The organism is Spiroplasma endosymbiont of Ammophila pubescens (assembly GCF_964020965.1).
GTDB lineage: Bacteria > Bacillota_I > Bacilli_A > Mycoplasmatales > Mycoplasmataceae > Spiroplasma.
The window spans coordinates 1,328,025-1,340,680 of the sequence record NZ_OZ026611.1 but is presented as its reverse complement, the minus strand read 5'-3'; the positions used below and the strand labels follow the sequence as shown (position 1 = coordinate 1,340,680).

Below are 12,656 nucleotides of genomic sequence, written 5' to 3'. Positions count from 1 at the left end.
ATTCTTCAGAAATTTTAAATTGTTTTATTTCGTTATTTCAGTATTTTTCTACTTTGTAATAATTTAAAAATTCTAATATTTTTTTTGCAAATTCAGATAACTTATTATTGATATCTTTTTCTCTTAATTAAAAAGTTGAAAAAAAGTTTTTTCCTGATGTATATTGATATCTTCCATTTAATGATAAACCATAAATATTAATATAATTCATATTAAAACTAAATTTTGCTAATTCAATAATTTTACCATTTAGTTTTGGTACTATTTTAGTTTTATATTGTTGAATAAAATTATTAATTAAATCTTCTTCTTTTTCATCTTTTTTAATTCATAAATTTAATTGATGTTCTAATCTTTTACCTTTAATATCATTGTGATAGTCTCCACGATCATATATGTCATTAAATAGATAAGATTCTAAATTTATAAATTTCCCTTTATTATAAGTAATTCCTTCAATATTATTTTCTTTTATAAAATTTTGTAAAATTTTAGTAAATATATCATTAACATTGTTTTCATTAACTTTTAAATCAATTTTAAATTCATTATATAAAGTTTTAAAATCTTTTTCTGCGAATTCTATTAATTGTTTATTAATAAAAAATGAAGATATTTTTTGATCAAAATAATTTATGATTCCTTTTTTCAAAATATTAAATCCTTTATTATTATTTGTTATATTAAAATTTGTTGTAAAATTTGCTATTTTTATTTGTTTTTTATATTTAATTTGATAATTAAATTCAAATTCACAAGATACAACTTTTACAATTGAATTATTAAAGTTACTTTCATTTTTTTTATTAATTTTATTTAAATGGCGTCCTGTACGATGAACCGGCAAAAAACAATTCTTGTGAGATTGTTTTTTTTATTTTTATATTAAAAACATAAATTTATTTGCATTATTCATCGGATAGTATCTTTAAATTTAGAATTTTTATCATAAAAACAGATGTTATTCTGTTTTCCCTACACAAAATAAATGATATTTTTATAAATTTCCTTTCAATAAAGGTATTATCCGATGAATAATGCAACACTTAAAACTTAATATTTTGATGCTGAAAGATGGATAACCCATCTATGGCACGAAGCCTTAAAGAAAGTGTGAAAGCGAATGGATTTTATTCCTATTTATTTCTTTAATTCTCGGCAAGATTAATCCCTTGCGAAATGTCAGAGCGCGTGTTTTTTAACTTGTTTTCATAAAAGAGTGCTGTTAAACCGAAAAAAACAATATCGGACACTAAAAAAAAACAAGCGGGTTGGAGCTCCAAAAGGTTATTTTCTTTATATAAAGTTGTGTAGGGATGGATGAAGCGTAATTAATAACTAGGTAAACTATTTTTTGTTTATTTCCGTAGGGGGATAAACTCTGTCTAAATATAAAGTTTAGTATTGCCACCCGCTTCACTTTGGTGGTGCGTGGTGGCGAAATAACTAAGTAAATAAAAATAAATATTCGACTAAATATCAAAATATTAATCAATAAAGGATTTTTCTGTTTATTTAAAAAGATAAATAAAAAGAAAGGAAAAAATATTATGCAAGAATATAAAAGTAAATATATCAATAAAACTTGAAATGAAATAACAACATCATTTGATTGAGTTAATTGTCAACCGGTTAATTGTCGTATTTCTCATCATAAAAATCATTATGATTTGCAATGTTTAGAATGAGCAAAAATGTATTTAAATTTATTTGCAGATAAATGAGATGTTGTTGCTTCTTATATGCAACATTATAAAATTAATGATATTTTAGATTTAGCTTCGGATGGTTGAAAAATATTACAAATTGATAAAAAAATAAAACAAATAATTTAAAATATATTATTGCAATTGACCCTGCTGGGATCGGTCAAACTGGTGTTGTTATTTATAATGTTTTACAACAGAAAATAATTAATAATATTATTTTTTCATTCTAAAAATGAAGAAGAAGCAATCAATAATAGCTATTTAATATTAAATGAATTCAAAAAACAAATTTACTCCTATTTAAATAAAGTTCTTGTTATAAATTGAAGATTATCAACTGCGTAAGGAATTAAAAATAACAAATCCACTATTTACTCCTAATTTCATTGGTGGTTTAAAAGTTTTATGCAAATATCTCTTTAATTTAAAATATATTTTACAATCACCAGTTGTTAAGAAAAATTATCTTTATAAAGGAAATATTAAAATGACAGAACACGAACACGATGCATGAAAACATTTACAATGTTTTTTAGCAAAAGGAGTTGATAAAAATGCCACAAACAAAAAGTAATTTATCGAAAAAAAACAGCTATTAGTAAAACAAAAAATAAAGTAAATAAAAGGATTAACAAATTAGAATTAACTGTTAGATTACACGAAAACCCAATTAAAACCAAAATTAAAGCATTTGTCGCTGGTGGCGTTGAAGTTGATGCTTGCTCAGCTAAATGTCAATGAGAAGGATTGAATTACTCAACATTATCGATATATAGTCCGCCAATTATATCTGAATTTTTGAAATTAAAAAAAGATGATGAGATAAAAATTAAAGGCTCAGTATTTAATCAATTAAATATAAAAACTAAACGCTATTTTTTATTTTTTCGAGTAGATAGTTTTTAAATTATACAAAAGGCTATTAGAAAAAGAACAAATACAAATATTAAAAAATAGGAGGAAAAACAATGGCATTAAAAAATGTAAAATATGTTCTTATTAATGAAAATACTGAACCTATTAAAAATGAAGATGGTAGTTTAGATATTAAACCTGCTGAAATTATTTTAGAAAATATTGCTGAAGTTGAAGAATTTAATGCAAGTAATTTAAAAAATAGTAATCAGCAAATTAACGAACTACAAACAAAAAATACTGAATTAACTTCACAAATTCAACAACAAACAATTCAACTAAAACAAATTGAAGTAATTGACCTTATTAATTCTTTAACTGATAACGAAGAATTTAAAAACGTCTTATTAAAATCTTATGATATTAATAATGACATTGAAGTTATTAAAGCACAATTGCAAAGTGTTTATGATGAATTAATTAAGGTACAAACAGTTAATACTGGTGGCGTACCAAAAGTAGAAAACAAAGAAAACAAAATTTTAGATGCAGATAATGTATTTAATAAATAGAAAAAAGGAATAAAATTATGGCACAAAACCCACAAAGAATTTTCGAAGATATTGCTAATCAAGCAACAAAACAAGACCGAGAAACATTTGAACAATGATATTTACAAACTTATCAACAAAAATTTAGTTGAGAAGCTTTATTTGCGTGAAAAGAAGCAAATAAATTTGGTTTAACATATAAAAGAAAGAAAAATATTAAATATAATGAAGGTTTAGGAACAAACGGACAAGTATTTAATACAGATGATAACCTACTAAAATATTCAACAATGGAATTTGAAGATGTGATTGTTGAATTAGATACAATTTTAACTTTTGCTCGTAAATTAGACTCTGTAGAAAGTGATTTTAATCCTACCTAATCTTTGGGCTGCTGATATTGAGCAAGCAACGGATAGTGAGGTTGCTTATAAACGCAATAAAATTTTAGAAATTATTAATAAAGAAACAGTTACAACTATTCAAGATAAAAAAGCAGATGACACAAATGCCTTACAAATTCATGATGAAATTATGGATAAAATATATGAAAATGGCCCTACTCCATCAGAAACAGTTGTCTTGGGTTCTGCTGATTTTATTCGTGGCATTCGTAATAAATTACAGTTACAACTTGGAGCAAATGACCAAATAAATAGTGTAATTACAACAAGTGGAGCAATGAAAACTGTTGAAGGAACAACATATTACATGGTTCCTAAAAAATTACCAATTATTAATAAAGATGGTTCAGAAGGAACAATTGAATTATTACCAAATGGTGTTAATGCAATTGCTTTTAAATTTAGTAAAAAATATGATCCTCTTATTTTACGTAAAAAAGATCACACTCCTCTAAGTGTTGGTGCTGCTGCGTTAGGTACTGGTATGGGTAATACTTTGATTATGGAGCGTGTTTTATATTTAGGTGGTGCTGTAGTTGAACCTAAGGGAATTATTAAACATATTTTTTCAAAAATTGATATTAGTAAAATTAATAAATTAGATAAACCAACCATTCATGTTGCAGACCCAACAAAAGCAACACCAGAACAATTAAAACCACAATTTAAATCTGTTGTTTTAAAAGCCGTTAAAGCCGTAGATAGTTCTTTAACTGAAAATGATTTTGATTAATTTATTGAAAGTAAAGGTGAAGACTGACCAATTAATATTACAAATGATAAAACTGTTGAAGTTCAAATTGAAGGTAAAAACAACGCTACTGGTCAAACAAATCCGATTGATGTTAAAATTAAAAATTCTTAATAGTACTAAAAAATAGTACTTTTTCGTTTGATAAATATGCCAATTGGAACATCTAAAACAGCCCTTATTTATGCTGTTAAAAAAAATCCAACTAGATTATCAATCCAACAACAAGAAAAAAGTTTTGGTTTACAGTTATTAGAATTTTTAGGAATACAAGTTTTAGCCCTTGGATTATCATTTTTAACTGGTAGTATTGCTTTGGCTGTTGGTCTTGGTGCGGGATTATCTAATTTTGCCGCAGCATTTATCTCATTTGAAGTAGAAACAGCAACCGATTTTGCCGTAAATCAAATATATGATAAATTAAAATCAGAAGTAACAGCAAAAAGCACCGCCTTAAATTTGTTACCAGCAATTGGCGGGATTGGTAAATTAACGCGTGCTGCTCGAACAACTAGAATTTTAAAATTAGCAAAAGAAAATAAACTACTTGAAAAATTAGGAGTGATAACTGCTAATAATTCAGAAGATGTTGTAAGGCAAGTCACGGGTAAAAAGATTTTATCTGATAAATTAATATTTGATTTTACAAGGCAGGCTAATAATGAAACTTTATTATATACGATTGGAAAATTAGCTCGCAATGATTTTTATAAAGGTTTTAAAGGTTCTAATTTCGAAACAATTAATAGTTTATTAAAAATTGAAAAAAACCTTCAAAAAATAAGGCCTAAGTTAGTTCAAAAAATACCACAAATAAATGAAAAAAATGCCAATAAATGACTATCTGAGTATGGATTAAATATTGATAAAATAAGCAAAATTAATACCGATGAATGATATAACATTATGACTAATCTTCATAAAAAGGGTGTTGGTAAAAACCTACTATTAAATGCTAATTTAATGCGCGGTAACAAAATATATCATAATAAATTGTTAAATATCTTACATCAAATGCTAATTAAATTAAACAAAGCCTTAAATTATTTAAACCCAAATTTTTATATTCAAAAAGTAACTAAAAAATTATTAGTCCCAATTGAAAAACAAATAATTACGATTAAACAAAAAGTAATTAGTAAAATTACCGCGCAAACTAAAAAAATATTATCTAAATTTAAAACAAAAGCCATTCAAAAAGGACAATTATTACCTTTTGCTTATGGTTCTGATGTTTTTTTAGCAGTTAAGATTGTTCCCTTATCAGTTGTAGGCGAAGTTGCTTTAACAATATACTATAAAAATCCTAAATATGTTCCAATTGTTGTTATGACAACTTTAATCAAAGCAGAACAGTTTGTTTTATTCCCTGAACCATTTAAATTTTATATGAACAGTGAGTGGTTTATTGGATGAGGATTTAAAAAAACAAGTTTGTTTAATTTAGTTTCTTTTGCTCCAGTTGCGTATCAACAAATAGTAAAAAATAGTTTTAAAATATATCGGACAATTGCTAAAGTATTAAAGTTGCAAGAACATTTTAAAAATAATTTTACTAATAAAAATAAAATGTTAAAAACTTTGGAAGAAAATGCTGTTAATAGTTTATTCTGTGGTGGCTTATCCTTTCAAACATACAAACAATTCAGAACAAAACAAAATTTAAGCAAAACAATCAAAACAAAAACATTATTAAGTAGTAAAAAATTTATCTTAAAGAAAATCAAATCAACAAGAAATAAATGATAAGGAGATGATTAAATGTTAAATGAATTATGAGCCAATGTTACTTTGGAAAATTATAATAATTTTATTCCAATGACAGGTAAAATTACCCAAGTTCCAGCTCGTTATAATAAGTTCTTTAAAGATGATGTAGAATTATGATTTAAAACATTTGCTTTAAGAGCTCAAAATATGATTAATTCATATTTAAACTATCCTTTTACAAAGTTAAATTTTGAAACATTTAAATATCCTTTATTAAAGAAAATTTTTATTAATATGGTATTTATTACGGTTGAACATTGAACATTTAATCTGATTCCAATTGAGTTTTTTACTTCGGCAACAATGAATGTTGGTGATATTAATTATTCTTCACAGAATGATCCCATAGCAACATGACAAGGTCTATTACCAACTTATGCAAAATCATTGACTAATCTAACAACTTTAAAGAAAATGTTTCGTAGTTTTCAAGAAGAAGGTATTGATTTAACGATGATCGATTTAGAAGCATATTATACCCAGTTAGAAGTTGATGCTTTAATAAACAAAGAAAAAACAGAAAGAATAGAAACTGATGACAAACTAGATAAAAAAATTGATAACATATTTAAAATTGACAACAAATCAGTTGTATATAATTTTAACAATGAATTAAGTGTTCCATTTGATAATAAAACTATCATTAAAACTGATGATGGAAAAATTTCAGCTTCAGATTTAAAACAAAATAAAATTACTTTAATGCCAAATGCTAGTAAGCGTAATAATGCTGATTTTAATGTTGAAACTGGCGAATTAAGAATTTGAGATCCATCTTTTGAAAATGGTAAAAATACTGCTGATTATATGATTATTGATAGTACAGTTGCGGGAATTGAAAGTACAGATAATACATTTGGGACTAATAAATATTTAGATAAATTTTATTTACAGAAAAAAGATTTACCTAAAATACCTAATGAATGAGAAAAGTAGATACTAGTGATTTTGTTCAAGGTTCTAAAATGTATAAAATTAAAAATTTTAATCAATCAGAATATTATTATCGTTTATGGTGTTATATAAGTTATGAAATAGAACTATTTATAATTACTCATATAAATTTTAACGGTCAATTATCAAGTGGAATATCGTATGGAAGTAATCCGAGTAATTGAATTACCGTTCAATTATTTCCCGAAGGTGAGTTTAAATTATCATCAATATCAAATAGTGTCGTAATTAAAAAATTGTATATTGAAAGAAAAAAGTAAGTTAGAAAGGAGATATTATTATGTCAAAAGTAACTATTAAAGATTTAATTATGTTTTTAAAAATCTTCGGAATTTCATCATTGTTTTTTATCGCCGGAATTATTATTTGTTTTATCGGAGAAAAAACATTAGGTATTTCTTGACCAGCATATGTTATTATTTCAGCAATGCTTATCGGAGCCGAAATTATCGTTTTAATTATTGAAACAATTAGATTTATCAAAACACATAACAAAGCACAAAAACAAGATAGTATTGAAGATGTTATTAAAAAAGAAGATACAAAATAAAGAGGTGTTATAAATGGGATTGTTACCTGCCAAAAAGAAATTAAAAAAGAGTTATGATATTGATAATTACTATCTTAATTTAGCATCAACAATTACTAATCGTAAAAGTGTTACTGTTCAAAAACATATTGATATTTTAGAAAAAAGAATTTGTGAAGATAATGCTAATTTTTTAAATCTGCGTGAGTTAGAAATTAGTATTTATAATCCAATTACTAATCAACAAATAAACTCTAAATTAATTAATAACTTTTTAAAAACACAGGATTTTACTAATAAGAATTGATATAACGAATATAAAATTAATAAATATGGCAAAGGTTCTTATTTTATTTTTGCTAATAATTCAAAACTTAATTTTATTACGATTGATTTTTACAATGATCAGTATGATTAATTAGGTAATTTAATATCTTGTACTTTTGATTATGATCCTTATTTTAAAAATGACCAGAGTATTTTTATTACTGAAAAATTAGAAATTTATTATGTAACTAAACAAGTAAAAGTTATTAGAAAGTTAAAAACACGATTATACAGTACTATTACCGACTTATATATTGATGATGCTAAATGAAATAACTATACAATTTTACAAAGAGAAGAAATATTACCACTTAATTTTATCCCGATTGAAATTATTCCTAATAACCCTAATTTTGAACCTTCTGCTCGTTATGGTAAACAATTTGCTAGTATTTTAGATATTATTGCTGAAAAAATAAAGTTAGACCCATTATTAAATAGTGGTAAATTTACCATTAATACTAATGGAGTGACTGCTGTTGTTGACCAAGAAATTAGTAAAATGTTAGCTTCATTTATTGAAAATGACTTGTTATTAGTTGAAGGAGACCCTGATAGTAATTTTCAACCAGTAGACTATATTGCTGGTAATTTTAAAGGTGAACAATTAACCAAAATATATGATTGATTATTAACGAATTACTATAAAATAAATCGTCATCATATTCCCGCAATTGCTAAGGGAGCCTAACAAACACAAGCTGAAGTTGCTGGTGTAAATATTTAAACAAACGCATCATACGAACAAATGATATATATTAGAGAAATTAAATTAACTGAATTTATTATTAAGTTAATTAAATATGATAATGCTATTTTAAACAGTAGAACATTCAATATTAAAAATATTGATGAGTTAATTATTGATGTTTGCTTACCAGTAAATGCTACTTTAAACAGACAACTAAAAAACAACGAAACTATTATCAATATGCCCAACGAAGAAGGAGAACAAGAATAATATTAAAACCATCTGAAAAAATGTTAGCACAATTAGTGGAAAATGATGAACCAATTGACTATTCAATCGATAGTATTCCGTTAGATTTTGCTAATCAATCGCAGTGCAGCGATCCTGATTTAGCACAATTATTTAGTGAAGACCGTGCCAGAACCTTATATATTTATAAAATTAATAATCTTGTTAAGACAAAGCAAAAACCAATCTTAAACTACTCTCAAAATAGCGTTAAAATAGGTTTTATTGATAAAGATAAATATATTAAGATTATTGGTTATGAAATTAGTGACTTTAACTTTAAATTACAAGTTCAACAAAATACCACAATTCAAGACAATAGCACAAGTTATGTAATGATTGATGAAAAAGATATTTTAATTAATGATATTTCAAAACAAGATAAAGAATTTTTAGAAACATTAGATTTAAAAATAGTATCTATTAATGAACCAATTACCGAAGACAATAAAAATGAATGTTACATAATTGAAGAATATAAACGCCCTTATACACCTGATGGTGTTGATATTATTAAATCTATGCATTTAGTTAAAATAACTGATTTCAAATGAAAAAATCAAAATAGCATTCATTTAGTATTACAAAAATTATTGCCTGAAGATACAGTATTTACTGGAATTTAAATTAAATATCCTAAATCAATGTTATTTGGAAATATTAAATGTTGAGGAAATATCAATGGTGTTTATTCTTATCCATCATCAATAGTTGAAAATGCTAGTTTAGTGCCTTTGTTATCAATGCCAATTGAAACAAACCCTAATGTAATAATATTCCATTATTGATTTACCAAAAGTTTTTTATCATGAAGTATTGCAAAAAACTATATTCAAGGTAAAGATATTTTAGATTTAATAAATAAAAATGGTTTAGATAAAGTTTTATTGAATTATTTAACATATCGTTATAATTATGATAGAAAATTTCAAGGTGCAAAATATGATGAAAAAGGTAACCCTACAAATAAATCAGCTATATTACGCCAAAAATTTGAAGGACAAAAACCAGAAGATGTAATTGATGGATTATTTGAAAACTGAAAATTAGATAATTATAAATCTTTAAATGATAATGCTGTTAAAAGATTTAAACAAATTATTTATTTATTATCAACTATCTCACTAAACGGTTTTTCTCGTGGTGCTATTCATTGTAAAATACCATCTTTTGTTTTTATATTATTTTTTTCTTTTAAATTTGCTAATTCTTTTTCATTATATTGTGGTGGATTACAAGCAACTAAACTTGTTGTACTTGTTCCAATTAAAGTGATTGTTCCCAAAAGACTTAATATCTTTTTCATTATTATTTTATTTTTTATAATTCTTCCTTTTCTAATTTTTTATAAATAATTGTATGATCTCAACCATATAAGTTTAAATGATAAATTTCACCAGTATTATTTAAAACATATGCATTACCTTTACCATCTAATTCAATATTAATGATTGGAAAATTTAAACCATCAAATTTATCAATTTGACCATGGCCATGTTTTAAATAAACTCCGTTATTTGTCCCAATATAAGTATCACCTTCTTTTAAATTTCCGCCTTTGGTATTTTTATCTAAAACTTTTATACGATTTAAATAATTTAAATTATCAAATTTACTAATTATTTTATTAACAATAGTATAATCTGAATCAGAACTTGGTTCTGGTTTTTCTTCTTTTTTGCTAATTTTATTTTCTACATTATCTACATTATTTAAAGTAAATTGAACGATAACACTCCCTAAATATCTATCACTATTTTCAATAGCACTAATTATTGCAGAATCTATTGTAATTTCTGATAAATTTAATATTACTTAAATTTAGATTATTATTTAATAATACTAATCTTTCTAAAATTGTTTCTGGTAAATTATTTGGTAGCTCACCTAAATCAGTATTTAAAATAACAGAAGATATTTGACTTATTCGTGGAATAAAATTTAATACTACACCATTAAAATCATTTTCACTATTAATTTCAAAAATATTTATAGTTGTACTTGAAATATAATCAATATATAAATAATTAGTAAATTCTTCTATATTAGGATAATATATTTGAATATTTTGATTTAATTCTAGCAAACGTTTTATAATTGTTTCTTCTCTATTATCTGGTAGTTCACCTAAATCAGTATTTAAAATAAGATTTTCTAAATTTTTATTTTTTTGTTTACTTTCATTGGGATTATTTTCTGTACCAACATTATTAAAAAAAAGAATTTGAATCTACAAAAACCATTAATTCAACCGGTCCTAGACAACTTAAATCAATAATTTGATGACCATATATTATATTTTCTGTTTCTGGAAAATTTGGATCTAAAATTAAATATTCTGTATTTTCTGGATTATTTTTGTCTATTCTTATACCATAAATAATAACTGCATGTTTAATAAATTTTTTTTATAGTAATTATCATTAAATGTTTCTTCATTACTGTTGTGGTTATTGTATGAAAGAAATCCATTTACATTTAAAATTATTGGGTTATTATTTTCTATATTATTAGAAATAAGTTTTTCAAAATTATTAAGTTCACTTGATCTTGTTCCAAAACCAGGACGTAAAGTATGAAATTGAGCATAGGTTTGTTCAGCAGAAAAAATATTGTTTATGTTATAATAATTTTTTAAAAAATTATTAAGTTTTTTTTTTTTTTTTGACAGTTACAATATCTGTACCAAACTCATTTATATTTAAATAATCAACTAGTTTTTGCGCAATTTCTTGTGCAATAATATTATCTATCTCTGGATTATAAAATATTAAAATAGACATTATACTTAATATAAAACATGTTTTTGCAAAACCACTAAAATCTGAAATTTTAGACACTTTTATTTCTTCTATTATTTTTTCTTCTTTTGGTGAATTTTGTCTTTTTCTTCTTTTTAAAGTTTCTGTATTTGTATCTTTTTCATAATTGCTAGTGGCAATAACATTTGGCATCGCTGTTCCCGTAATAGTTAATACACTTAATAAACTTAGTAATTTTTTCATTTTGTATAATTTCCTTTTTTTAATCTTGAAACTTTTTTTTAAGATTTATTGACATTATATATATATATATATATATTCAAGCACTTTGAAATATGTTTTAGAAAGGAGTTATTTACTATGATTATTATTGTAATTATTTTTTAATACAAATCTGGGCTCGCGGGATTTTTATAAGTTTGTGAAAAATTACTTAAAGTTTAAAAAAACTTTTACCGCGATTTTCAAAGTACTTGGGAAAAATTCTAAGCGTTTAAGCGAAGAATTTTATAAAGGTTCCCAAATTTGTTTGAAAGAACCTCAAAATCTTTTTTAACTTATAAATCATTTTATCACAAAAATTTAAGAAAATCAACCGCTCGCCCAATAACAAAATTAGCTATAATCCCATTTTAAAACGGTATGTATAAGAACCATAAAACAAAGCATCGTATGGGTCGTGGTACATTTTACTGTCGAGTGTGTTTGTTTTGGTGTCACTAAATCTTAGTTCACTAATGCACTTATCTAAAAATGGGAAGTTATCTAATATGCCATATATTTTACCTTGAACAAACATTTTTCTTATTCATGTTACACGATTAATAATTCCTGCTTCTTTATTAAGAGATGTCTGATGTTTTTTGGCTTTAAACATTTTAATTTTATATCCTAAATAAGGATAAATATCTTCTTGTAATTTTTGCATAAAGTCGTGTGCATTAATATCATAATGAAATGTAGCATATTCAAAACCATCAAATTTATCAAATGTATTAATTATTCATTGCCCATAATGTTCAACTATTTCATTTAAATTCATGGCGTTTTTTGGTGTAACAACAT

Annotated in this window: 18 protein-coding genes; 14 read left to right on the top strand and 4 right to left on the bottom strand. The window is 24.4% G+C overall.

The window, feature by feature from the left end; translation table 4 throughout:
* Positions 1-127: 127 nt before the first annotated feature.
* Entirely contained in the window at positions 128-847 is a 720-nt protein-coding gene (locus ABNT63_RS08745) for a hypothetical protein (protein ID WP_348735392.1), read from the bottom strand.
* Between the two features lie 703 nt (positions 848-1,550).
* Here ABNT63_RS08745 and ABNT63_RS08740 point away from each other — a divergent pair.
* The 13 genes from ABNT63_RS08740 (at position 1,551) to ABNT63_RS08680 (ending at position 10,184) form a co-directional block, all read left to right on the top strand.
* Positions 1,551-1,835, top strand: coding sequence for a hypothetical protein (locus ABNT63_RS08740; protein WP_348735391.1), 285 nt, complete (start codon positions 1,551-1,553; stop codon positions 1,833-1,835).
* An 842-nt stretch (positions 1,836-2,677) separates the two neighbouring features.
* On the top strand, positions 2,678-3,136 hold the full coding sequence (locus tag ABNT63_RS08735; RefSeq protein ID WP_348735390.1) for a hypothetical protein: 459 nt from the start codon (positions 2,678-2,680) through the stop codon (positions 3,134-3,136).
* 17 nt (positions 3,137-3,153) lie between these two features.
* Complete coding sequence (locus tag ABNT63_RS08730) at positions 3,154-3,498, top strand: hypothetical protein (protein WP_348735389.1); 345 nt, start codon at positions 3,154-3,156, stop codon at positions 3,496-3,498.
* Positions 3,479-4,252 (top strand): hypothetical protein, encoded by a 774-nt coding sequence (locus tag ABNT63_RS08725; protein WP_348735388.1) that lies wholly within the window; start codon positions 3,479-3,481, stop codon positions 4,250-4,252. Before ABNT63_RS08730 ends, ABNT63_RS08725 begins: the two co-directional genes overlap by 20 nt.
* Before the next feature lie 168 nt (positions 4,253-4,420).
* Positions 4,421-6,019, top strand: a complete 1,599-nt coding sequence (locus ABNT63_RS08720) for a hypothetical protein (protein WP_348735387.1) — start codon at positions 4,421-4,423, stop codon at positions 6,017-6,019.
* A gap of 12 nt (positions 6,020-6,031) precedes the next feature.
* The gene (locus ABNT63_RS08715; protein ID WP_348735386.1) at positions 6,032-6,976 is read left to right on the top strand and encodes a hypothetical protein; all 945 of its coding nucleotides are present in this window, start codon (positions 6,032-6,034) and stop codon (positions 6,974-6,976) included.
* Positions 6,964-7,254 carry a hypothetical protein gene (locus ABNT63_RS08710; RefSeq protein WP_348735385.1) on the top strand — a complete coding sequence of 97 codons (291 nt, stop codon included), beginning with the start codon at positions 6,964-6,966 and terminating at the stop codon, positions 7,252-7,254. The genes ABNT63_RS08715 and ABNT63_RS08710 overlap by 13 nt, the downstream gene beginning before the upstream one ends.
* 20 nt (positions 7,255-7,274) lie before the next feature.
* Positions 7,275-7,544, top strand: coding sequence for a hypothetical protein (locus tag ABNT63_RS08705; protein WP_348735384.1), 270 nt, complete (start codon positions 7,275-7,277; stop codon positions 7,542-7,544).
* 13 nt (positions 7,545-7,557) lie between these two features.
* On the top strand, positions 7,558-7,941 hold the full coding sequence (locus tag ABNT63_RS08700; protein ID WP_348735383.1) for a hypothetical protein: 384 nt from the start codon (positions 7,558-7,560) through the stop codon (positions 7,939-7,941).
* Between the two features lie 378 nt (positions 7,942-8,319).
* Complete coding sequence (locus ABNT63_RS08695) at positions 8,320-8,541, top strand: hypothetical protein (protein WP_348735382.1); 222 nt, start codon at positions 8,320-8,322, stop codon at positions 8,539-8,541.
* Positions 8,542-8,598: 57 nt separating this feature from the next.
* On the top strand, positions 8,599-8,811 hold the full coding sequence (locus ABNT63_RS08690) for a hypothetical protein (protein ID WP_348735381.1): 213 nt from the start codon (positions 8,599-8,601) through the stop codon (positions 8,809-8,811).
* Positions 8,812-8,831: 20 nt separating this feature from the next.
* The gene (locus tag ABNT63_RS08685; RefSeq protein WP_348735380.1) at positions 8,832-9,455 is read left to right on the top strand and encodes a hypothetical protein; all 624 of its coding nucleotides are present in this window, start codon (positions 8,832-8,834) and stop codon (positions 9,453-9,455) included.
* A gap of 18 nt (positions 9,456-9,473) precedes the next feature.
* On the top strand, positions 9,474-10,184 hold the full coding sequence (locus ABNT63_RS08680; RefSeq protein ID WP_348735379.1) for a hypothetical protein: 711 nt from the start codon (positions 9,474-9,476) through the stop codon (positions 10,182-10,184).
* A gap of 413 nt (positions 10,185-10,597) precedes the next feature.
* Here the strand turns inward: ABNT63_RS08680 and ABNT63_RS08675 are convergent, their stop codons facing one another.
* On the bottom strand, positions 10,598-10,915 hold the full coding sequence (locus tag ABNT63_RS08675) for a hypothetical protein (protein ID WP_348735378.1): 318 nt from the start codon (positions 10,913-10,915) through the stop codon (positions 10,598-10,600).
* Positions 10,916-11,273: 358 nt separating this feature from the next.
* Between ABNT63_RS08675 and ABNT63_RS08670 the strand changes: the two genes are divergently transcribed.
* The gene (locus tag ABNT63_RS08670) at positions 11,274-11,420 is read left to right on the top strand and encodes a hypothetical protein (protein ID WP_348735377.1); all 147 of its coding nucleotides are present in this window, start codon (positions 11,274-11,276) and stop codon (positions 11,418-11,420) included.
* A 54-nt stretch (positions 11,421-11,474) separates the two neighbouring features.
* Here the strand turns inward: ABNT63_RS08670 and ABNT63_RS08665 are convergent, their stop codons facing one another.
* On the bottom strand, positions 11,475-11,834 hold the full coding sequence (locus ABNT63_RS08665; RefSeq protein WP_348735376.1) for a lipoprotein: 360 nt from the start codon (positions 11,832-11,834) through the stop codon (positions 11,475-11,477).
* 376 nt (positions 11,835-12,210) lie between these two features.
* Positions 12,211-12,633 carry a hypothetical protein gene (locus tag ABNT63_RS08660; protein WP_348735375.1) on the bottom strand — a complete coding sequence of 141 codons (423 nt, stop codon included), beginning with the start codon at positions 12,631-12,633 and terminating at the stop codon, positions 12,211-12,213.
* Positions 12,634-12,656 lie beyond the last annotated feature (23 nt).